Origin of the sequence: Amycolatopsis albidoflavus, assembly GCF_039525725.1 — a bacterium.
Lineage (GTDB): Bacteria > Actinomycetota > Actinomycetes > Mycobacteriales > Pseudonocardiaceae > Amycolatopsis > Amycolatopsis albidoflava.
The window spans coordinates 69,960-90,825 of sequence record NZ_BAAAHV010000021.1; the positions used below are offsets into that span (position 1 = coordinate 69,960).

Consider the following 20,866-nt stretch of genomic DNA (forward strand, 5'->3'; position numbering starts at 1 on the left):
AAGGGGGCGCGGGTGCGGGAGGACGTCAGGCAAGCGGTGACCCTGCCCGTCGAAGCGCTCTCGGCCGTCTGGGACATGCTCGACCTCGGCGACCAGCATCCGATGCTGCGCGCGAACCGAGTCTGGGTGAAAACCGGCGCACACCGCGAACTTCACGCCGCCACCGTCAATCTTCTCGTCCGGCTCGGCCTCGCGGACAACGACGCGCCGTCCGCGTATTTGCGCGCCACCCTGCGAGTGCTCGCCGAGGCCGAACGCGAGTACTTCGCCTGGTCGGCATTGCGCGGCGGAATCCAGCGAACCGTCATAGTCGCGCAACGGGAAGAAGCCGCGATTCTGGTATCCGCACAGGACGGCCTGGTCGAAATCCAGCCAGCCGCCCCGACCCGGCTGGCCACGACGCTTTTCGACAAGCTTCCGCAAATCCCCGGCGCGCCGGTCCGATCCGTTTCGGTCACGCCCGCGGCCGACTCGGCCCCGGACCCGTTCGACGAGACCAACAGCCACGAATACCTTGTCTCGACCCTGAATCAACCGGCGGAAGCGACGCACGAGCTCTACGTCGCGCGCCGCGCGAACGGACGACACCTCACCGGCGGCCCGATCCTCGCCGCCGACGTGAAATCCGGCCGAATTCTCGCCTACCAGACGACCGGCGGCCGGACCGAGCTCATCCCCGGCACCCCGCGCGCGATCGTGAAGATCCTGAACGACACCTTCGCCGCGCTTTAACCCAGCACGACCGGGCAATGCGGATTCGGCGTCTCCGCCAATTCGATCATCGCCTCCAGTCGCTCCCGCGTGCGTTCGAGACCGGAGATGTACTCGTCCAGCCGGGCTTTCTCCCCGCGCAGCCGATCGCGTGACTCCGGCGTGCCGACCCCCGCGTGCAGACACGGCATCAACTCGCGGATCGTCGCGCTGGACAGCCCCGCCGCGTAAAGCTGCTGGATCAGCCCCACCCAGGACACCGCGTCCTCGCCGTACCGGCGCTGCCCGCCGGACGTGCGCGTCGACTCCAGCAGCCCCTGTTGCTCGTAATAGCGCAGCGAACGCACGCTGACCCCGGCGCGCTCCGCCACCTCTCCGATCCGCATTAGCAAGCCTCCGCCGTGATCCGCACAACAAACACGTGAACCTGACACCGACGTCAGGATCCAGGATAGCGGTTGTCCCCTTCCGACGGCTTTTCCCAGGAGAACCCTCATGCAGATCGCAGGCTCAACCGCACTGGTCACCGGTGCCGCACGCGGACTCGGCACCCACTTCGTCCGTGCCCTGCTGGACCGCGGCGCGGCAAAGGTCTACGCCACCGCTCGCGGCCCCGTCGACCTCGACGGTGCTGTGTCGCTTCAGTTGGACGTCACTGATCCGGGTTCGATCACCGCCGCCGCGGCCGCCGCCCCGGACGTCAACCTGCTGATCAACAATGCCGGAATCGCCAGCTTCACCGACCTGGTGACCGGCGACCTGGCCGCGATTCGCCGCGAAATGGAGACGAATTTCTTCGGCCCGCTCCAGATGATTCGCGCATTCGCGCCAGGACTGAAGGATGGCGCGGTTCTGAACGTGCTGTCCGCGCTTTCCTGGGCGACCTACCAGGGCTCGGCGGGATACGCGGCGTCGAAATCCGCGGCGTGGAGCCTGACCAACTCGGTGCGGCTGGAACTCCTGGCGCAGCGCACGCTGGTCAGCGGCCTGGTCATGGCCAGCACGGACACCGACATGATGGCGGGCTTCGACATCCCCAAGAACGACCCGGCCGAGGTCGTCCGGCTCGCGCTGGACGGCCTGGAAGCGGGGGAAATCGAGATCATCGCGGACGCGGACAGCGCGACCGCGAAAGCCGCGCTGTCCGCGCATCCGACGGTTTTGTACCCGGCGCTGCTGGGCGAATGAGGTCCTGAGGGCAGGGATTCTGCGCGAAAGGCTCGATCAATTCCCAGAGCCGGTGTTGCCGCCATTCCCGTTGCCGAACCCGGGGCCGTTGTTCTGGTTGCCGTTGTTCTGGTTGCCGCCGTTCTGGCCGTTCGGGACGCGGTGACGCTGGCCGGGACCGCCGTCGTTGAAGCGGTGGCCGCCCTGGTGCTGGCTCATGCCGGGGCGGCCGGGATGGTGCGTCGCGGCCATGACGCCGCCGACGATTCCGCCGCCCACGGCCAAGCCCAGGACACCCACCGCGACCAGCTGCGTCGCCCGATGGGCCACGAACCGGCGGAAACCGCTCTGCTTCGGCGGCGGCAGCGGCATGCCCCACGGACCGGGTTGGGCGAAGGCGCCGGGCTGAGGAGGCTGCTGGGCGGCGGGACCGGGCTGCTGACCCGCTTGAGCCGTCTGTTCGGCAGGCGACGCCGGTTGACCTGCCTGCTCGGCGGACGGCCCGGGTTGGCTCAGCTGGCTGGTCTGCTCGGCGGACGATGCGGCTTGGCCTGCCTGCTCCGCCGCCTGCCCGGGTTGGCCTGCCTGCTCGGCAGGCGGCACCGGCTGACCAGGCTGAGCGGCTCCCTCAGCCGACCCCGGCTGACCGGCCGAACCAGCCGCCGAGCCCGAATCAGCAGAAGCTCCGCCCAGGTCCCCGGTCCGGCCGAACTGCTCAGTCGGCTCCTGCCCGGCGCGCTCGCCGGGCGAGGGGTTCTCGTTGTCGTTCATCGTCGGTCCTCCGGGCTGAGCGGGTGGGAGGCGGGGTGTCCCGGCTCCCACCCCTGAGGGTGACCGTCGATGCTGTGGAGAAGCTGAATCCCAGCTGTTTAAATCCGCGCGCCGTTCACAGGTAGAACGACAGGAACAGGGTCACGACCCAGGTCGCGCCGAGCACCTGCAGCACGCGGTCCTTCAAGGCGATCTCGTCGGGCGCGCCGGCGTTGCCGCCGTCCACGTCGACCGCGTAGCGGAGCACCGCGATCACGAACGGGACCATCGACACGACCGCCCACACCGAGTTGTGCTCGGCCTGGCGGATCTCGAACGCCCACAGGCAGTAGGACATGATCAGGATCGCCGCGGACGTCGCCCACACGAAGCGCAGGTAGCTCGCCGAGTACTTCTTCAGCGAGGACCGGATCTTCGCCCCGGTGCGCTCGAACAGCATGATCTCCGCGTAGCGCTTGCCCGCCACCATGAACAGCGAGCCGAACGCCGTGACCAGCAGGAACCACTGCGACATCGCGATGCCGCCCGCGACGCCGCCGGCCACCGAGCGCATCAGGAAGCCCGAGCCGACGATCGCCAGGTCCACCACCGGCTGGTGCTTCAGCCCGAAGCAGTAGCCGAGCTGCACGGCTTCGTAGACCGCCAGCACGATGGCGAGGCGCCAGTCCGCCGCGAACGACACCGCCAGACCGGCCAGGAAGAACACCACGGCCGAGGCGTAGGCCACCGGGACCGGGACGATGCCCGCCGCGATCGGGCGGTTGCGCTTCGTCGGGTGGGCCCGGTCGGCCTCGACGTCGACGGCGTCGTTGATCAGGTAGACCGACGAGGCGGTGAGCGAGAACGCCACGAACGCGATCAGCGCGTCGACGACCAGCTCGGTCCGGTTCGTCGCCTTGGAGAAGGCGAAGAACGGCGCCGCGAAGACGAGGACGTTCTTCACCCACTGCTTCGGCCGCGCGGTTTTGATCACCCCCAGCACGAGACCCACTGGGCTCGGGCCGGAGGACGGGGCCGGGGCGGCCGGGGTCGAGGCCGGAGCCTCGGGCTTCTCGGCCTGGTCGGTGGCTTCTTCGGCCACGTCGGTCTTTTCGGCAGCCGGCTCCGTCGCTTGCGCGGATTCGGCCGTACCGGACGCGTTTTCGGTTCGCTCGTCGGTCGTTTCGCTCATCGCTTCTTGGTCAGCTTCCGTCGGATCAGACCGCCGACGACGCCTCCCAGGGCGGCTCCGGCCAGAACGTCTGTCGGATAGTGAACGCCGAGCAGCAGCCTCGAGGCGAGCATCGGCGGTACCAGGGCGGGGACCAGGTTACGCCCGGTCAATCCGGAGTAGAGCACCGCCGCCGCTGTCGTCGACGTCGCGTGCGACGACGGGAAGCTCAGCTTGCTCGGCGTGCCGACCAGAACCTCCACGCTGGGATGGTCCGGACGGCGGCGCCGCACGACGCGCTTCACGGCGATCGACGCGGCGTGCGCGCCCACCACTCCGGCCGACGCGACCAGCCAGTCTTTGCGCCGGTCACGGTCCACCGCCGCTCCGAGCAAGCCCAGCGCGAACCATCCCGCGCTGTGCTCCCCGAACAGCGACATTCCCCGCGCGACCTGCACCGTGCCCGGCTTCTTCAGCACCTTTTGGGTGCGGGAGAGCACAGCCACTTCACCGCGCGGGGTGTCTTTCTCAAGCATCGATCGACCCGTCGATCGGCGCACCGTCGGTCAGGTGCGGGGCGATCTTGTTGTCGAACGCCGACAGCGCCGACCCGATCGCCATGTGCATGTCGAGGTACTTGTACGTGCCCAGCCGTCCGCCGAACAGCACGTTCTTCTCGCGGGCCTCGGTCTTCGCCAGCTCGCGGTAGCTTTCCAGCTTCTCGCGGTTCTCCGGCGTGTTGATCGGGTAATAAGGCTCGTCGTCTTCCTTCGCGAAACGCGAGAATTCGCGGAAGATGACCGTCTTGTCCTTCGGGTAGTCCCGCTCCGGGTGGAAGTGGCGGAACTCGATGATGCGGGTGTAGGGGACCTCTTCGTCGTTGTAGTTCACGACGGAGGTGCCCTGGAAGTCGCCGGTCTGCGCGACCTCGGACTCGAAGTCGACGGTGCGCCAGGTGAACCGGCCCGCCGAGTAGTCGAAGTAGCGGTCCAGCGGACCGGTGTAGACGGTCGGGGTGCCGGCCGGGATGTGCTGGCGGACGTCGAAGTAGTCGACGTTCAGCCGGATCTCGATGTTCTCGTGCTCGGCCATCTTCTCGAGCCACGCGGTGTAGCCGTTGACCGGCAGACCCTCGTACGTGTCGTTGAAGTACCGGTTGTCGAAGGTGTAGCGGACCGGCAGGCGGGTGATGATGTTCGCGCCGAGGTTCTTCGGGTCGTTTTCCCACTGCTTCGCGGTGTACCCGCGGATGAACGCCTCGTAGAGGGGGCGGCCGATCAGCGAGATCGCCTTTTCCTCGACGTTCTGCGCGTCCTCGGTCCGGAACTCGGCAGCCTGCTTGGCGATCAGCTCGCGCGCCTCGTCCGGCGTGTGCGACTTGCCGAAGAACTGGTTGATCAGGCCGAGGTTCATCGGGAACGAGTAGACCTGGTCCTTGACCTTGGCGAAGACCCGGTGCTGGTAGCCGGTGAACTCGGTGAAGCGGTTGACGTAGTCCCACACCCGCTTGTTGGACGTGTGGAAGAGGTGCGCGCCGTAGCGGTGCACCTCGATGCCCGTTTCGGGCTCGACCTCGGAGTAGGCGTTGCCCCCGAGGTGGTGGCGGCGCTCGAGGACCAGGACCTTCTTGCCCAGCTCGGCCGCGGCCCGTTCGGCGATGGTCAGGCCGAAGAAACCGGACCCGACGACGACGAGGTCGTAACCGCGAAAGTCGTCTTCAGTAATCTTGGCGGAGTTCGTGTGCTCGCTCACGGGCGCTCAGGGTACGCAGTCGCGCGACCGCCTCCCGAACCGACCTCGGCATCCCGCCGGGTTTTACCCGCACTACACAAGTGAGAAGCATGCCTGCACCAGACACCTTCTGGACTTATTTCGGCGCGGTCGCCACTTACCTGGCCGTGCTGATGGTCCCGGGCGGCATCATCGGGAGGGCCGCGGGAGTGCGCGGCTGGGCCCTGGCCGGACTAGCGCCGCTGCTCAGCTACGCCGTCACCGGCCTTGGCGGGCCGTGGCTGGCGGCCGTCGGCCTCCGCTACAACGTCCTCACCGCCGCGGCCTGCACTGTGCTGCTGGCCGGGATCGCGTGGGGGATCCGCAGACTGTGCCTCGTCCGCGGCTGGATCAAGCCCGGCGCGGAGGAGCCCCCGGTCGTCTGGAGCACTCGCGCGCACTGGTCGGTCGCCGCGTGCGTCGTGGTGGCGACGGCGCTGTCGATCGCCGTGGTGCTGTCCGCGCGCGGCGGGACGACGGCGGTCTTCCAGCGCTGGGACACCGTCTATCACGCGAACGGCATCCGCTACATCGCCGACACTGGCGACGGCTCGCTCATCGGCATGAGCAAGATCAACTGGTACCCGGACGGCTCGTTCTACCCGAACGGCTATCACCTGGTCGCCGCGCTGGTTTACCAGATCTCCGGCACGAGCATCCCGGTCACGCTGAACGCCGTGACCATGCCGGTCGCGGGCATTTTCGCGCTGTCGATGGTCGCCTTGGTCCGCCAGATGGGCGGCCGTGCGGTCTTCGCGGGCTGCGCGGCTCTCATCGCCGCCGCTGCCACCACGGGCGCGTACGAGTCGGTGTCGAGCGGCCTGCTGCCGTACGCGCTGGGCGTGGTTCTGACACCGCTCATGGTGGTCTCGCTGCAACGCTTCCTCGTACGTCCGGGCGTCGACACCGGCATCGTGCTCGCACTCACCGTGGACGGCTTGCTTGTCGCGCATTCGAGCGCACTATTCGGTGGCACGCTCTTCGCGGCACCACTGGTGCTGCAGCGCTGGTATCGGTCGCTTCGCGGACTTCAAGTGGACGGTGTGCCCGAAGGACGCAACGGGCTGCGCGTGATCGGCGGCGACATCGTGCGCACAGTGCCGGTCATGGTGATCGCGCTCGGGCTCGCCGCGCTGCAGATCCTGGGCGCGATCGGCTTCACCAACGGCGCGTACCCGTACCAGCCGTGGAATTCGGACCTTCCGGTCATGTCGGCGCTGAACATGCTCGCCACGTTCCAGCAGGTGCTGCACAAACCGCAGCTCTGGCTCACCGTGCTGCTCGTGGTCGGCGTGCTGAGCTTCCGCGCGCTCGGCAGGCTCCGCTGGCTGATGGTGTCCGCGATCGGGCTGTCCGGGCTGTTCGTGCTGGTCACGTCCTACGGCGCGTCGCCGCTGGTGATCTCGCTGTCGCGGCCGTGGTGGAACGACCGGTTCCGGCTGATGGCGCTGGCCGCGATCCCGCTGTGCCTGCTCGCCGGGCACGGCATGGCGGAGCTGCAGCGCTGGATCGCGCAGCTGATCCGCTCGGTCAGCTGGGCGAAGGCGCGGCCGAAGGTGGTGTCTCGGCTCGGCGTCGCGGCGGCGGCGGTCGTCGTGGCCCTGACTGCGGTGTTCACCGGCGGTTTCTACCGCACCGCGAACGCCACCGCGGTGTCGTTCCTGTACTACAACGGGCCGGAGGGCGAGGTCACGCCGCCGGTCAGCCCGGACGAGATCGCGGCGATGGACTTCCTCGGCCGGATGGGCATCCCGGCGGATCAGAAGGTGCTGAACGACCGGCTGGACGGCACCGCGTGGATGTACGCGCTGACCGGCGTGCACCCGGTGGCGGGCCACTACGACGGCGGCGGCCCGATTTCGCCGGACGCGGCGTACCTGGCGCTGCACTTCCGCGATTACGACCTTGACCTGCGCGTTCGCGAGGCGGTGCAGCGGCTGAAGGTGCACCACGTGCTGGTCGGCAGCGGCTCGATCGCCAAGGACGCGCCGCTCTCCCCTGGCCTGCGCGACCTCCGGGGCCGCGATTTCCTGCGCCTCGTGTACGACAATCCCGGCGCGCAGATCTACACGATCATCAAGTGAAACTCGTGACCGCGGCCTCCCCGCCGCGGTCACGAGGCATTACTCGGCCTTGAGGCCCGGGAGCACTTCTTCGACGACCTTTTCCAGCACCGACTCGTGCCCCTCGTACGGCCCGCTCGAACGCGGCCAGTGCGCGATGACGTCGGTGAAGCCCAGCTCACGGGCCCGTTCGGTGGCCTCGCGGAACACCGCGACGCTGCTGAGCGAGAACACCGGCGCCGCGTCGAGGCTCAGGTGCCGCTGGATGCCCGCCGGCTCGCGACCGGCCGCTTCGAGCCGCTGGTCGAACGTGCGGACCAGCTCCTCGATGCCGGTCCACCATTCGTCGAGGGTGGCCCCGCCGCGACCGGTGGTGACCCAGCCCGCCCCGAACCGCGCGGCCAGCGTCATGGTGCGCGGGCCGTTGGCCGCGACCAGGAACGGCAGCCGCGGGCGCTGCACCGTGCCGGGCAGGTTCCGCGCGCCGCGCGCCGAGTAGTACTCGCCGGAGAAGTCGAAGTTGTCGGTCATCAGCAGCCCGTCGAGCGCTTCGACGAACTCGGTGAAGCGGTCGACCCGCTGCCGCGCGGTCAGCTCCGGTGCGGCGAGCACCTGCGCGTCGTAACGCGAACTGTCCACACCCGCGCCGACGCCCAGCACGAAGCGCCCGTCGGACACGTCGTCCAGGGTGATCAGCTCGCGCGCGAACGGCACGGGATGCCGCGCGACCGGCGAGGCGACGAAGGTGCCCAGCCGGATCGTGGAGGTGACCATGGCCGCCGCGGTGAGGGTGGGCACGGCGGAGAACCACGGGCCGTCGACCAGCGATCGCCAGCCGAGATGGTCGTAGGTCCACGCGTGGTCGAAGCCGTACTCCTCGGCCGCGCGCCATTTCGGCTCGGCCGCCCACCAGCGGTCTTCAGGAAGAATTACGATGCCTGCTCGCACGAGGCCGACCGTAACGTCCAGCACTGACATTCGCTCGAACGGGCGGCGACCGGGAGAATGGGACGCGTGGAGAAACCCCGGTTGATCGCGTCCGATGTCGACGGAACCCTGCTCGGCCCCAGTGAAAAAGTGACGCCGCGCACGGTGGCGGTCGTCCAGCGGGTCCTAGCCGACGGCGTGCCGTTCGTGCTGTCCACCGGCCGCCCGCCGCGCTGGATCGCGCCGATCGCCGGGCCGCTCGGGCTGACCGGGTACGCGGTGTGCGCCAACGGAGCCGTGCTGCTCGACATCGGAGCCGTGCTGCTCGACATCGGAGCCGATGCGGTGGTCGCGGTGCACGGCGAACTCGAGCCGGTCCTGCTGCACGACCTGGCCTCCGCGCTCGACAAGGCCCTGCCCGGCTGCCGGCTGGCCGCGGAACGGATCGGCACCGGGTCGGTGGACCACGACCTGCGCAATTTCGTGATCGAGCCGGAGTACCACAACCCGTGGGGCGACGAGGAGAGCCGGATCGCGCCGCGCGCCGAGGTGCTCGGGAAAACCGCGATCAAGCTGCTGGTCAGCCGGCGCGGGATGACGTCGGGCGAGATGGCCGAGGCGGTGAACGCGGTGCTCGACGGCGCGGTGGACGTCACGTACTCGTCCACCGGCGGGCTGATCGAACTGTCCGCGCACGGCGTGACGAAGGCGACCGGGCTCGCGGACGTCGCCGAACGCTTCGACGTGCCCCAGTCGTCGGTGATCGCCTTCGGCGACATGCCCAACGACGTCGAGATGCTGCAGTGGGCCGGACACGGCGTCGCGATGGCCAACGGCCACCCGAAGGTGCTGGCCGTCGCGGACGAGGTGACCGGGCCGGCCGCGGAGGACGGGGTGGCGCAGGTGCTGGAGCGCTGGTTCTAAGCGCAGCGTCGGAGCGCGAGCGGTGCTCAGGCTCGGCGGTCGAGCGCGGCGGCTTCCTCCGGCGTCGGAGCGCTGCCGCCGAGGTGCGCGGGCATCCACCAGCGCTCGGCGTCGCTCTCCGGGGCCTCCGGGTACTCCGCCTGCGCCTTCTCCAGCAGCTCCGACATCCGGGCGCGCAGGTCCGTCGTCTGCGCCTCGCACGAGTCGTCCGGGCCGGGGGTCATCGGCTCGCCGATCACCACCGAAATCGGCACGTGCCGGTGGGTGAGGTCCTTCGGACGGCCCTTCGTCCACAGCCGCTGCGTTCCCCACAGCGCCATCGGGATCACCGGGACACCCGCCTCAGCGGCCATCCGGACCGCGCCGGTCTTGATGTCCTTCACGGTGAACGAGCGGCTGATCGTGGCCTCCGGGAAGACGCCGACGACCTCGCCCGCGCGCAGCCGGTCCACCGCCTCGTCGTAGGACGCCTGCCCGGCGGCGCGGTCCACCGGGATGTGGTGCATGCCGCGCATCAGCGGACCGGCGACCGGGTTGCCGAAGATCTCCTGCTTGGCCATGAACCGCACCAGCCGCTTGGCCGGACGGGCGCCGAGGCCGCAGTAGATGAAGTCCAGGTAGCTGACGTGCGTGCAGGCGAGCACCGCACCGCCGCGGGCGGGCACGTGCTCGGCCCCGGTCACCCGGAGGCGGTTGTCGAGCAGCCGGAACATCAGCCGCGCGGCAACCAGGACGGGCGGGTACACGAAGTCAGCCATGCGCCAAGGCTACGGGACCGTAGGTTTCCCGCCGGTAGGTCGCGCGGGTCGGCTCCGCCACACTTCAGGGGCAGGACACGTAGTGGAAGTCCGGGGCGCGGTCGAGTTCGTCGACGAGCCGGCTCGCGTCGTCGGCGCGCGGGTAGACCGAGATCCAGAACGGCGTCCCGGTGCGCCGGAAGGTCGCGACGCGGTACCAGGCGGGCAGGTCGTCGGCACAATCCTGGCGGCTGGCGTACCCCGAACGGCCGGGCACGGCGAGCGTCGACCGTTCCGCGTCCAGCCCGACCACCAGCACCTGCGAACCGGCGCGGCTCGCGAGCAGCCCCGGCGATCCGGCGCTCACGACGGACCCCGGCGGCAGGTAACGAGCGAGCCAGTCGCCGACCTCGGCCAGCTGCGCCCCCTGTGTACTCCAGGCCTGCACGCGCTCCAGCACCTCGGGGCTGAGCACGGAGACCGCCACCGCGACCCCGGTGAGCGCCGCGGTGGCCGCCGGAACTGCCCGGGACGCCGCACGCGGCCTCGGCACCGAGGTGAGCACGCCGCATCCGGCCACGGCGGCGACCGCGAGCAACGGCGGCACCGGGACGAGCAGCCGCCACGAAAGCCCCGGATCCTCCTCGAAGAGCACCACGAACGCGGTGTGCCCGACGGCGAGCGCTAGCAGCAGCCACAACGCGGGCCGGGCTTCGGCCGCACGTCCCCGGTTCGCCACCAATCCCGCCACGACCACGGCCGGGACGAGAAAACCCAAGTGCGCCAAGGCGAAGCCGCCAAGGTAGGACCAATCGGGACCGGGCGGCAGGCTCGCGTCGGGCACGAAACGGTCGTAGTAGGTCACGCGCCAAGCCGTCCACGGAGCCAGGAACACCAGCGCGCCCAGCACAAACCCGACCGGCGCCCACCAGGTGTGCCGCCCGCGCGCCGCCGCGAAAACGAGCCACCCCGTGCCGACGACAGCGAGCACGAGCCCTTCCGGCCGCGTCATCACCGCACTGGCCACGAGCACCCCGGCGACCAACGGACGGCCCGCCACCAGCGCGTACGAGACACAGAGCACGAGCAACGCGAACATCGGCAGCTCAGTGCCCGAAAGCCCGTACACCGCGAGCCCGTTCGCCCCCGCGGTCAGCAACGCCGCCGCGACCCCGGCCGCTCGCCGGGGCTCGACCCCGTCCGGCAACGCGAGCGCGGCAATGCGATTGGCGAGGAAATACGCCAGCACCACGCATCCCAACGCGGCCGCGCCGCTCAATACAACGGCCGCGGACGGCACTTCCGCACCGAATGCGCCGCGCGGCAATGCGATGACCACAAGCCAGAGGAAATTCGCGTACGTCTCGCTGCGATCGCCAGTGTTGAAAACCGGTCCAATACCGTCAGCGATGTTCTGCGCGTACCGGAAACTGACGTACGCGTCTTCAGTGGCAGTGGCGAACAACAGCTGGTGCAAGAGCGAAAACGCGAGAACGAGAAGAAGAACTCCGACGCGCCACCGCCGGTCGTGTCCGATCCGCCGCCAAGCGGCGACGACCAGCGCGGCCAGCGCCAGCCATCCCCCCACGACCGCGTAAACCACGCGCCCCCAGCCTCCCGCGCCCCTCACCCGTCCGGCCGACCCCTGGCGGACCGCTCCTCACCAGTTCCAGTCAAGCGCGCGGCCGCGCTCCGCCGACATCAGCCGTTCGGGTGTATATGGGTGACCGCTAGTCTGGGGCTTGATTCCAATCCGCCACGGCGGGGGCCGGCGGATGTCCCGTGACCTGAGGAAGACTGTGCCGAGCGAACCCACCCTGCTGTCCGTGGCAGTCAGCATTGCCTGCTGTCTGCTCGTGCTCGGAATTCCCGGGCTCATCACCGGTGTCGCCGCCGGTCTGCGCGGCTGGCTGCTGGCCGGTCTGACGCCGCTGCTGAGCTACGCCATCGCCGGCCTCGCGGGTCCGTGGACGGCGGCGATCGGGCTGCCGTTCAACGCTTGGACCTTGGCACTGACCACGGTGATCTTCGCGGCTGTCGCGTTCGGACTCCGGCGGCTGACCGTGCGCCGGTGGCCGCACGAGCCGGAACCGCGGGCCTGGGAGCCGCGGGCGAACTGGGCGGTCGGCGCGTGTGTCGTCCTCGCGACCGCGATCGGGTTCTACACCGCGGTTCACGGCATGGGCCACCTCGGCGCGATCGCCCAGGGCGGCGACGCGCCGTACGCGGCCAACGGCATCCGCTACATCGCCGAAAGCGGCGACGGCAGCCTCTTCGGCATGAGCAAGCTGAACTGGTACGGCGACGGTTCACCGCCCTTCTACCCCAACGCCTACCACCTGCTCGCCTCCGTGCAGTACACGCTCAGCGGCGGTTCGATCCCGCTGACCCTCGACGTGAACACCGCGCTGCTGCCGGGTCTGCTGGCGCTTTCGCTCGCGGTGATGGTGCGGGCGTTCCGCGGCCGCGCCGTGCTGGCCGGCGCTGTCGCGCTCGCGTCGGCCGCGCCGGTGATGGGCCTGTACGAGTCGATGAACCGCGGGCCGCTGTTCCCGTTCCTGGTGGGCATCGCGCTCACCCCGCTGGCCGCCGTGGTGCTGCGCCGCTACCTCGACCGGGTCGCGCTGGACACCGGTTTCGTGCTGATGCTCGGGGCGATCGGCCTGCTGTGCGTCCACTCGTCCGCGTTGTTCGGCGCGATCCTGTTCGCCGGGCCGCTGCTGGTGCAGCGCTGGATCGAGCGGTGGCGTTCGATCGGCAAGGACCTGCTGGCGCTGCTGCCGATCGCGGCGGTGTCGGTGCTCGTGGCGTCGATGCAGCTCTTCGGCGCGCTGGGGCAGGCAAGCAGCTGGGGCTACCTCGGCTGGCCGAGCGAATGGCGAGCGACGACGGCGCTCGGAGCGCTGCTCGGGTTCCAGCACTTCGAACCGCATCCGCAGATCTGGCTGTCGGCGGCGCTGTTCGTTGGCTTCATCTTCTTCCGCAGGCTCGGCGGCCTGCGCTGGATCGGGCTGACCGCGCTGATCACCGGCCTGTTCTACATGGCGGTAGCGTCCTCGGACTCGCCACTGGTCATGGCCCTGTCGCGGCCGTGGTGGGACGACCCGTACCGGTTCATCACGATGGCGATCGTGCCGCTGTCGTTCATCGCGGGCCACGGCGTCGCGGCGCTGCACGAATGGCTGAAGGAACGGCTGCCCTCGCGCGTGCCGCCAGCCGCGCTCGCCGCGGTGGTGCTGCTCGCGTTCGTAGGGGTCACGAAGGGCCTGTACACCCGGACCAACAGCGAAATAGTGGCGGGCGGTTACCACAGCCCCGACCCGCGCGACCAGAACATCACGCCCGGCGAGGAACGCGCGATGGTCGAGCTGGGCAAGCTGGCGAAGCCCGGCCAATGGGCGATGAACGACCGCTACGACGGCACGCCGTGGACCTACGCGCTCAGCGGTGTCCGCACCGTCGCCGCCCACGACGACGGCTCCAACCCGCCATCGGACGCGGTGCTGCTCGCCGCGCACTTCCGCGACTACGAAACGAACCCGGCAGTCCGCGCCACGGTGGAGCGGCTCAACGTCCACTGGGTGATCCTGGGCCGCCCAGCGGCGCCGCCGAAGCCCGCGTATGCGAATGAAGGGCTGATTGGGCTGGATGGGCTGCCGTTCCTGAAAGAGGTCTATCGTAATGAGGATGCGGTTATTTATCAGGTGAATCGCTGAGGCTATTTGATTCCAGCGGCAGGGTTTTTCGGAATCCTGCCGCTGTTTATTTCCCGCTGACCGGCACAGTGTTCCGCGTCACGGTTCTTCCGGGTAATGCCTGCGCATAGCCATCGATAGTCAGTCCGGTCAATCGAAAAGGATTGGCCCGCGCGGACGACTTCGAGGGGGAAGCCAGCATCGACACAGTCGCCGAAATTGCGCCATTCAGTCTATGGACAACGTACCCGCCGCGGCACCGGACTCGTGCCGGCTGTTCCGTGAACTGAAGGCCGGACAGAGCGGCGGCCGTCAATCTTTCTTACCACCTAGCCTCAAAAAACTCTGAAGCCATTGACGTACGTCAACCCCCGACCACCCGCGATGCCTCGAGGACGCGGTAATTGTAGGCGTCACCACCGACGTGGTCGGCCAGAACGCGGAAGCCCGCCTCCTGAAGCACGCTGCTCAATACCCGGAGGACTGATTCAGCACCTTTTCCCGGTATTCGGGGATTTTCGTCACCGGAGGCGACCAGTCGAGAGTGACCCCGAACGGCTCGATCGCATTCACCCAGATCCGCGCCCCGAACGGCAGCCCATGCGGATCGCCATCCGCAACTACGGACGCGCGGTGAATCCCATCCTGGTGAGCTCTTCCCGCACCTGCTCGGCGAGCTCCAGCCAACTCGCCACAGCGTCTTTCGGCGCGTGGTAGACCGGGCCGTCGTGCAGATGCTGCTCTCGGTAAAAGCGAAAAGGATCGGTCACCGCAAATCCCGTCTCATGATCAATGAGCTTGCCTCGATGGAGTGCTCTACGCTCGCACGCCCGACGGGAACCTGTATCGCTTCCAGTACGACTTCGCGTCGGCACGGTGGGTTCAGCGTGACAAGCTCGTCGGCACCGGCTGGCAACTGTTCAGCGAAATCTTCTCGCCCGGCGCCGACATTCTCTACGGCCGCGGTTCCTATGGGCACAGCCCGTTCGACGGCCAGGTCGGCCCGGTCCTGCGTTGGTATCGCTACTCGGCCAACACTGACTCATGGGCGCCGTCCGCCGCTGACGGCGGCGGAGTTCCCGTAGGCAGCGGCTGGAACACCGAGATCCACGTCGCCGCAGCGCCGGACTCCTGCCAACTGGCTCCCTGACGAGTCGCGTGCGGAGCTGCCCAGCTGTCTCCGCACGCGGCCATGCGATAGACAAAGGCCGCCCGGCTCTTGAGCCGGGCGGCCTCGTCAGGCCAAGCCGAAGTCAGGCCGCGTCAACAGCTTCCGTACGCCGAGCCGCCACCTTAGCCGCCAGCGCCGCGAATCCGGCTGTCAGCAGGTCGGCCACCGTGAACATCACCCGCGAAGCCACCGCGAACGCTGTCGCCTGGCCGACGGTCAAGCCGCTCGCCGTCAACACCGCGACCTGGGCTACCTCGCGTACACCGACGCCGCTGGGCAGGATGAACGCGAAAGTGCCGACCGTCATCGCGACGGCCATCGCGCCGATGCACAGGATCAGGCCGTTGAAGCCGGGGGCGCCGACCGAGTTCGCCAGCAGCCACAGGTGCACGCCCTGGAACACCCAGGCGCCCATGGACGCGCCGAATGCCTTCAGCACCACTCCCCAGCCGAGCGGTTCGGCCAGTGGCGGGCGGCGGAGGATCTTCAGGACCAGCGACGTGCCCCAGGTCAGGATGCGCGGGTGCAGCAGCGCGAGGCCGACCGGGATCAGCACGAACAGCCACATCGCGCGCGGGCTGTTGCTGAACAGCGCCGGGGCCGCCAGCAGCGACACGACCAGCGCGGACACCACGCCCAGGCCGAGCTGGATCAGCGAGCCGGTGAAGATCCGGGCTCGGGCCAGGCCCGCCTTGCGGCCCAGCTCCATCTGCAGCAGGTACGCCCACACCGAACCGGGGACGTACTTCCCGAGCGAGCCGACCAGGCAGATCTGCGCGCCGCGGGCGTAGCCGACCGGTTTGTCGCCGAGGTGGTCGACCAGGATCTGCCAGCCCCACACGGACACGAGGATCGACACCATCAGCGCCACGAGGCTGAGCACCGACGACTGCCAGGCGACGTCGTCCAGCGTGCGCCAGAACTCGTCCCAGTTGGACGCCAGGCTCTTCGCCGCGAAGCCGATCACCAACAGGATGGCGACCCAGCGCACGACGTCGAGCACCCGCGCCTTGGTGGACTTGCGGGCTTTTCCGGTGGTCGGGGCGTCCTCAGTGGACGGGGCGTCGTCCCCCGGGCTCTGCGTACGAACGGTCGTCACTGCCTCTCAGCTCCTCAGGCCTGCACCGTGACCAGCCGGCTGAACTCGGACAGCAGATCGTAGCCGTCCCAGACCCCGGCGAAGGTGAGGGCCGACCCGAAGGGCACGACCCGGTCCACCCCGCGTCCGGCGAGCGCCGTCACGAATCCGGTCAGTTCCTCGCGGGTGAACCCGAACTGGCTCACCGTCTGGTCTTTGCGCGCCACGATCGGCACCAATTCGTCCAGCGACGCCACCGAGGCGTTCGCGAACGTACCCGCGCCCAGCCATTCGCGCGGCATCACCTTGGCGTCGGCCAGCTCGAGCGTCGCCAGCGCGTTGCCGTCGAAGCGGATCGACGACACCAGCCCGTCGACCGCCGCGCCGTACGCCGACACTCGCTTCTGCACGGCCATCGCCGGCTCGGTGACGTGCTGTTTCGCCATCAGCACCTGGGCGAGCAGCTCGCGGAACTCACTCCCGGCGGCCTGCGCGCCCGACGCGTCGCCGACCCAGAACATCGCGCGCGGCGATGAGCAGGCGGCCTGGTCGAACCAGTACGAGTCGTTGTAGAAACCCTCGGCGGCGGCCCGGCGCTGCTCCGGCGCGGCCTCCTGCCAGCCGCGCACCGACGCGATCGCGAACGACGAGCGGTCCGGGAACGTGAGGTCGCGCGCGTGCGGGGCCAGCGGGTACTTCCGCAGCGCGGCCACGGAAGCGTCGCCGCCCCAGATCACTCGCAGGTCCGCGGCCAGCGACAACGCGCCGCTGACCTCGTCGCTGCGGTCGTAGGTGACCATGCGCTGGGTGGCCCGGATGGCGGCCGCGGTTTCCGGCGACACGTCTTCGAGCGCCGCGTTCAGCGCTTCCAGCACGGCCTCGGCGGCACCGGCCGAGCGCGAGGACACGCGCACGACGTTGCTGTTGCCCGCCAACGCCGACAGCGCCCATGAGTACACGAAAATGGTGTCCACATTGGCCGGCGGCACGTGGAAAACGAGCCCGCGCGGGAACCGCAGCGAATCACCGTTCGTTTCCAAAGCGGACAGTGACTTCGCGAGTTCTCCCTTGCGCAGGAAGAAACCCAGCGAGGCCAGCTCCGGGAAACGACGCGCCAGCGCGGGCGCGAGCAGCTTGCGCGCGAACTTGGTGACGAACTCGATCACCCGCGGATCGCCGACGGTCAGCCTGCCGCCTGCCGGTTCCTCGCGCAGTTCGTCCAGCAGCGCGTCGGCCGAAACCGAGTCGCCCAGCGGAAAACGCTGTTCCAACGCACTCACGCGGCCGCTCCGGTGAACGTGTCCGAGCACCCGCGGGCCTCGGCCTTCGGCAGCCTGCCCAGCACGGAGAAGTGCTTGCCCGGCCAGTCGCCGTCGTCGATTCCGTTGTAGACACCCAGATCCTCGGTGAGCAGCACGTGTCCCGGGTACGACCGCGGCAGCGTGCTCACCACCTCGATGACGCCCGGCTTGCCGACCGGCTGCTCTTCCCAGGTCTCCGGGTCGCGGATCACGACGTCGGCGAAATCGGGGCAGTACAACGAGTTCCCGGACGGGCCTTCGAGGAACACGGTGCCGATCTGCTCGATCATCCCGTAGTAGTTGTGGATCCGGGTGAGCCCGGTGTCCTCGGCGAACCGGCGGCGGAACTCGCTGTTGTCGACCGCGCGGTCGATCAGCTTCTTCCAGCCGCCGGAGTGGATGAGGATGCCGTTCGACAGGTCGAGCTTGTGCTCGCGGGCGACCTCGTACAGGTACTGCCACACCATGAAGGTGAAGCCGAAGATCAGGAACGGCCGGTCCCCGTACTCGGCGAGGAACTTCCGCACGGCCTCGACGTCCGGCTTGTCGTTCTCGTCCAGCACGTAGGTGTGCTTGCGGCCGAAATTCGCCATGCCGAGCACGCCCGCGCCGCGCGCGGAGAACGACCGGCGGTTCTTGATGATGCCGATGGTGTCGACCATCAGCATCGGCAGCCGCTCGCCGCCCAGCACCTCCTGCAGGGTGGCGCCGAGCTGCTTCGTCTGCGCGGCCGCCGCTTCCTTGTCCAGGTAGATCCGCGACGCGCCGGCCCCGGTCGTTCCCGAGGACGTGAGGGTTTTGAAGACCTCGTCGTCCGGAATGGACTTCAGGTCGTGCGTTTTGAACATCCGCACCGGCAGCCACGGCAGGTCGGCGATCGTCGCGAACGACGCGTCCGGCGCGAAACCGAGCGAGGACAGGATGCGCTCGTACCCGGCGGAGTTCGCCCGGTGGTGCGCGGTCAGCTCCGCGAGCTCGGGAAGCAGCGCCGCCTCTCGCTCCGCCTGCGAGCGCGTGAACACACTCATACCCGTCCTTCCAGCGACCGGTAGTCGATCTTGCCGCTGGCCAGCAGCGGCACGGTGTCGATCGGACGCACGTCGAATCCGCTGGCGTGCAGGTGCAGCCGCTCCGCCAGCGCCCGGGACGCGTCCTTGCAGATCGCCTTCGCGCCGTCGCCCTCGGGCAGTTCGGCGAACAGCACGACCTTGTCGCCCGCCGCCACCGCGGCCACCACGTCGATGCCCACCGCGGCCGTGCGCACGGCCTGCTCCAGGTCGTCCAGGCTGACCCGGTTGCCGAACACCTTGCCGATCCGCTTGAGCCTGCCGGTGATGTACAGGTACCCCTCGTCGTCGAGATACCCGAGATCCCCGGTGGCCAGCGTTCCGCCGTATTCGTCGCCCGCGCTCAGCCCGGCTTCGTCCTCGGCATAACCCATCATCACGTTGGGTCCACGGTAAAGGACCTCACCGACAATTTTGGGATGCGTGGTTTCCTCGCCGTCGTCGCGGCGGATGGCGAACGCGCCGCCGGGCAGCGCCGGACCGGCCGAGCCGATCTTGTCCGCGAGCCGTTCGGCGGGCACCGTGGCCATCCGCGGGGACGCCTCGGTCTGGCCGTACATGACGTACATCCGGCCGCCGACCGCGAGCATCTTGTCGTTGAATTCCGCGACCAGTTCGTCCCGCAGTTTCCCGCCCGCCTGGGTGAGAGTGCGCAGGGTCGGATACTTCGCCGGATCGAACTTGAGCCGGCGCAGCATTTCGTAGTGATAGGGCACGCCGGACAGCGACGTCACGCCGTGTTCCTTCACCGCGTCCCAGAATCCGCGACCCAAAACGCCAGAAGGCTCGATAACCACAGTCGCGCCGCGCAAAAGGTGCGAATTCAGCACCGAAAGGCCGTAGCTGTAATGCAGCGGCAGACAGGTCGGCGCGACCTCGTCCGCGTCGATCTCCAGCACCTGCGCGATGGCTTCGGCGTTGGCCAGCAGCCCTTCGCGAGACAGCCGGACGAGCTTCGGATTCCCGGTGGATCCGCTGGTCGGCAGCAATACCGCCAGGTCAGGATGCGGCTCGACGCCGTCGGCGGAGTCGCGCACCCAGTCGGTACCGCGGGTGGTGTACCCGGACGGAGCGTCGCCGGACGCGGCGAGCACGGCGGCCGGACGGAACCGCTCGACCAGCCCGGTCAGCACGTCGGCGTCCAACGCCGGGTCGATCAGCGCGATCGCGCGGCGGCCCTCGAACGCGCCGAGGTAGGTCAGCACGCTGTCGAGGTCGACCGACATCCGCGCGAAAACGACGCCCACCGGCAGCGAGGCCAGCGCGTCCGTCTTCCGGCCGATCTCCGCGGACAGTTCCGCGTCGTCCAGCGTGCGGCCCCCGGCCACGTCGATCAGCCGGGAACCCGCACCCACCAGAGTCACAGCACCAAGCCTCCGTCGATCCCCAATACCTGCCCGGTCACGAACGACGCCTCGTCGCTCGCCAGGAACCGGATCACCGCCGCGACCTCCGCGGCCTGGCCGAGACGGCCGAGCGGGGTCTTGGCGACGTTCGAGGCGCGGGCGTCCTCGCTCAGGCTTTCGGTCAGCGCGGTTTCGATCACGCCGGGGGCGACCGCGTTGACCCGGATGCCGGAGCGGCCGAGTTCCTTCGCCGCCGAGCGCGCGATGTTCGCCACCGCCGCCTTCGAGGCCGCGTAGACCGTCTGGCCCGCGCTGCCGTATTCGCCGACCACCGAGGCCAGCACCACGATCGCGCCGGTCTTCTTGCGCATCATGGCTCGCGCGGCCGCCTGCACGGTGTGCAGCGTGCCGGCGACGTTCGTGGACAGCGTCCGGTCGACGTCGTCCGGGCGGATCATGCCGAGCAGGCCGCCCTCCATGATCCCGGCATTCGCGACCGCGACGTCCAGCTTGCCGTGCTCCTTGGTCACTTCCTTGACCAGCGCGGCGACGGCTTTCGCGTCCGTGATGTCGAGCGCGCGTCCGCTGACCTGCGGCCCCACCGAAGCGGCGGCCTCCTTGGCGGCGGTCTCGTCGCGGCCGGTGAGCACCACGGTGGCCCCGGCCTCGGCGAGCGCGCGGACGGTGGCCAGGCCGATGCCCCTGGTACCACCGGTGACCAGGGCGACCTTGCCCTCGAACGTGCTCACGCCTTCTCCTGCAGCTCCTTGACCATGTCCACGGCCACCTTGAAGCTGCTCATGTCGATGACCTGGTCGGTGTCGAACTCGATCTCGAACTCGTCCTCGATGGCCGCGATCAGCGCCATGTGCCCGACCGAGTCCCACGCCTCGATGTCGCGGTACTTCAGGTTCTCGACGTCGACCCCGTCGTCGAGCTGGAGAGCGTCGATGAAGACTTCCTTCAGCTTGTCCTGCACAGCCATGTC

At 69.0% G+C, this 20,866-nt stretch carries 21 protein-coding genes; 6 read left to right on the forward strand and 15 right to left on the reverse strand.

Translation table 11 applies throughout. The features are described from left to right. Positions 1-12 precede the first annotated feature (12 nt). Positions 13-732, forward strand: a complete 720-nt coding sequence (locus ABD156_RS30920) for an ESX secretion-associated protein EspG (RefSeq protein ID WP_344281731.1) — start codon at positions 13-15, stop codon at positions 730-732. Here the strand turns inward: ABD156_RS30920 and ABD156_RS30925 are convergent. Then, positions 729-1,097 carry a MerR family transcriptional regulator gene (locus ABD156_RS30925; protein WP_344281734.1) on the reverse strand — a complete coding sequence of 123 codons (369 nt, stop codon included), beginning with the start codon at positions 1,095-1,097 and terminating at the stop codon, positions 729-731. The two genes, ABD156_RS30920 and ABD156_RS30925, sit on opposite strands and share 4 nt — an antisense overlap. 109 nt (positions 1,098-1,206) lie before the next feature. Here ABD156_RS30925 and ABD156_RS30930 point away from each other — a divergent pair, with 109 nt between their 5' ends. Further along, a complete protein-coding gene (locus ABD156_RS30930; RefSeq protein ID WP_344281737.1) occupies positions 1,207-1,899 on the forward strand; it encodes an SDR family oxidoreductase in 693 nt (230 codons plus the stop codon). Between the two features lie 36 nt (positions 1,900-1,935). On the opposite strand, the gene ABD156_RS30935 is transcribed toward ABD156_RS30930, so the two are convergent. The 4 genes from ABD156_RS30935 to glf form a co-directional block, all read right to left on the reverse strand. Continuing rightward, a complete protein-coding gene (locus ABD156_RS30935; RefSeq protein WP_344281740.1) occupies positions 1,936-2,649 on the reverse strand; it encodes a hypothetical protein in 714 nt (237 codons plus the stop codon). 115 nt (positions 2,650-2,764) lie between these two features. Then, positions 2,765-3,820, reverse strand: a complete 1,056-nt coding sequence (locus ABD156_RS30940) for a decaprenyl-phosphate phosphoribosyltransferase (RefSeq protein WP_344281743.1) — start codon at positions 3,818-3,820, stop codon at positions 2,765-2,767. Further along, on the reverse strand, positions 3,817-4,335 hold the full coding sequence (locus ABD156_RS30945) for a phosphatase PAP2 family protein (protein ID WP_344281746.1): 519 nt from the start codon (positions 4,333-4,335) through the stop codon (positions 3,817-3,819). The genes ABD156_RS30940 and ABD156_RS30945 overlap by 4 nt, the downstream gene beginning before the upstream one ends. Then, positions 4,328-5,551, reverse strand: a complete 1,224-nt coding sequence (gene glf / locus ABD156_RS30950; RefSeq protein WP_344281749.1) for a UDP-galactopyranose mutase — start codon at positions 5,549-5,551, stop codon at positions 4,328-4,330. Before glf ends, ABD156_RS30945 begins: the two co-directional genes overlap by 8 nt. 89 nt (positions 5,552-5,640) lie before the next feature. Between glf and ABD156_RS30955 the strand changes: the two genes are divergently transcribed. Beyond that, on the forward strand, positions 5,641-7,653 hold the full coding sequence (locus tag ABD156_RS30955; RefSeq protein WP_344281752.1) for a DUF6541 family protein: 2,013 nt from the start codon (positions 5,641-5,643) through the stop codon (positions 7,651-7,653). Positions 7,654-7,692: 39 nt separating this feature from the next. On the opposite strand, the gene ABD156_RS30960 is transcribed toward ABD156_RS30955, so the two are convergent. Beyond that, positions 7,693-8,580 carry an LLM class flavin-dependent oxidoreductase gene (locus ABD156_RS30960; RefSeq protein WP_344281755.1) on the reverse strand — a complete coding sequence of 296 codons (888 nt, stop codon included), beginning with the start codon at positions 8,578-8,580 and terminating at the stop codon, positions 7,693-7,695. Between the two features lie 57 nt (positions 8,581-8,637). Between ABD156_RS30960 and ABD156_RS30965 the strand changes: the two genes are divergently transcribed. Beyond that, positions 8,638-9,483 (forward strand): HAD family hydrolase, encoded by an 846-nt coding sequence (locus tag ABD156_RS30965; RefSeq protein WP_344281758.1) that lies wholly within the window; start codon positions 8,638-8,640, stop codon positions 9,481-9,483. A gap of 26 nt (positions 9,484-9,509) precedes the next feature. Here the strand turns inward: ABD156_RS30965 and ABD156_RS30970 are convergent, their stop codons facing one another. After that, positions 9,510-10,241, reverse strand: a complete 732-nt coding sequence (locus ABD156_RS30970) for a lysophospholipid acyltransferase family protein (RefSeq protein ID WP_344281761.1) — start codon at positions 10,239-10,241, stop codon at positions 9,510-9,512. A 64-nt stretch (positions 10,242-10,305) separates the two neighbouring features. After that, entirely contained in the window at positions 10,306-11,823 is a 1,518-nt protein-coding gene (locus ABD156_RS30975) for a hypothetical protein (protein WP_344281764.1), read from the reverse strand. A gap of 223 nt (positions 11,824-12,046) precedes the next feature. On the opposite strand from ABD156_RS30975, the gene ABD156_RS30980 reads away from it, so the two are divergent. Next, positions 12,047-13,936 (forward strand): DUF6541 family protein, encoded by a 1,890-nt coding sequence (locus tag ABD156_RS30980; RefSeq protein WP_344281767.1) that lies wholly within the window; start codon positions 12,047-12,049, stop codon positions 13,934-13,936. Positions 13,937-14,535: 599 nt separating this feature from the next. Here ABD156_RS30980 and ABD156_RS30985 read toward each other — a convergent pair. After that, positions 14,536-14,685: a hypothetical protein gene (locus ABD156_RS30985; RefSeq protein ID WP_344281770.1), complete on the reverse strand. Its 150-nt coding sequence runs from the start codon at positions 14,683-14,685 to the stop codon at positions 14,536-14,538. Between the two features lie 41 nt (positions 14,686-14,726). On the opposite strand from ABD156_RS30985, the gene ABD156_RS30990 reads away from it, so the two are divergent. Next, positions 14,727-15,065, forward strand: a complete 339-nt coding sequence (locus ABD156_RS30990; RefSeq protein WP_344281773.1) for a tachylectin-related carbohydrate-binding protein — start codon at positions 14,727-14,729, stop codon at positions 15,063-15,065. 103 nt (positions 15,066-15,168) lie between these two features. Here ABD156_RS30990 and ABD156_RS30995 read toward each other — a convergent pair whose 3' ends face one another. Genes ABD156_RS30995 through ABD156_RS31020 form a run of 6 tightly spaced genes read right to left on the reverse strand, consistent with a single transcriptional unit; the run spans position 15,169 to position 20,863 of the window. Further along, positions 15,169-16,185, reverse strand: a complete 1,017-nt coding sequence (locus ABD156_RS30995) for a lysylphosphatidylglycerol synthase transmembrane domain-containing protein (protein WP_344281775.1) — start codon at positions 16,183-16,185, stop codon at positions 15,169-15,171. Positions 16,186-16,199: 14 nt separating this feature from the next. After that, entirely contained in the window at positions 16,200-17,444 is a 1,245-nt protein-coding gene (locus ABD156_RS31000) for an acyl-CoA reductase (RefSeq protein WP_344281778.1), read from the reverse strand. Continuing rightward, on the reverse strand, positions 17,441-18,493 hold the full coding sequence (locus ABD156_RS31005; RefSeq protein WP_344281781.1) for a LuxE/PaaK family acyltransferase: 1,053 nt from the start codon (positions 18,491-18,493) through the stop codon (positions 17,441-17,443). The genes ABD156_RS31000 and ABD156_RS31005 overlap by 4 nt, the downstream gene beginning before the upstream one ends. Further along, positions 18,490-19,896 (reverse strand): AMP-binding protein, encoded by a 1,407-nt coding sequence (locus ABD156_RS31010; RefSeq protein WP_344281784.1) that lies wholly within the window; start codon positions 19,894-19,896, stop codon positions 18,490-18,492. Before ABD156_RS31010 ends, ABD156_RS31005 begins: the two co-directional genes overlap by 4 nt. Then, positions 19,893-20,627 (reverse strand): SDR family NAD(P)-dependent oxidoreductase, encoded by a 735-nt coding sequence (locus ABD156_RS31015; RefSeq protein ID WP_344281787.1) that lies wholly within the window; start codon positions 20,625-20,627, stop codon positions 19,893-19,895. Before ABD156_RS31015 ends, ABD156_RS31010 begins: the two co-directional genes overlap by 4 nt. Beyond that, positions 20,624-20,863 carry an acyl carrier protein gene (locus ABD156_RS31020; RefSeq protein WP_344281790.1) on the reverse strand — a complete coding sequence of 80 codons (240 nt, stop codon included), beginning with the start codon at positions 20,861-20,863 and terminating at the stop codon, positions 20,624-20,626. The genes ABD156_RS31015 and ABD156_RS31020 overlap by 4 nt, the downstream gene beginning before the upstream one ends. Between the last annotated feature and the right edge of the window lie 3 nt (positions 20,864-20,866).

Bases quoted from the DNA above. Each gene is read 5' to 3' on its own strand.
- ABD156_RS30925 (WP_344281734.1), bottom strand. From the start codon at position 1,097: ATGCGGATCGGAGAGGTGGCGGAGCGCGCCGGGGTCAGCGTGCGTTCG.
- ABD156_RS30930 (WP_344281737.1), top strand. From the start codon at position 1,207: ATGCAGATCGCAGGCTCAACCGCACTGGTCACCGGTGCCGCACGCGGA.
- ABD156_RS30935 (WP_344281740.1), bottom strand. From the start codon at position 2,649: ATGAACGACAACGAGAACCCCTCGCCCGGCGAGCGCGCCGGGCAGGAG.
- ABD156_RS30940 (WP_344281743.1), bottom strand. From the start codon at position 3,820: ATGAGCGAAACGACCGACGAGCGAACCGAAAACGCGTCCGGTACGGCC.
- ABD156_RS30945 (WP_344281746.1), bottom strand. From the start codon at position 4,335: ATGCTTGAGAAAGACACCCCGCGCGGTGAAGTGGCTGTGCTCTCCCGC.
- ABD156_RS30955 (WP_344281752.1), top strand. From the start codon at position 5,641: ATGCCTGCACCAGACACCTTCTGGACTTATTTCGGCGCGGTCGCCACT.
- ABD156_RS30965 (WP_344281758.1), top strand. From the start codon at position 8,638: ATGGGACGCGTGGAGAAACCCCGGTTGATCGCGTCCGATGTCGACGGA.
- ABD156_RS30970 (WP_344281761.1), bottom strand. From the start codon at position 10,241: ATGGCTGACTTCGTGTACCCGCCCGTCCTGGTTGCCGCGCGGCTGATG.
- ABD156_RS31005 (WP_344281781.1), bottom strand. From the start codon at position 18,493: ATGAGTGTGTTCACGCGCTCGCAGGCGGAGCGAGAGGCGGCGCTGCTT.
- ABD156_RS31020 (WP_344281790.1), bottom strand. From the start codon at position 20,863: ATGGCTGTGCAGGACAAGCTGAAGGAAGTCTTCATCGACGCTCTCCAG.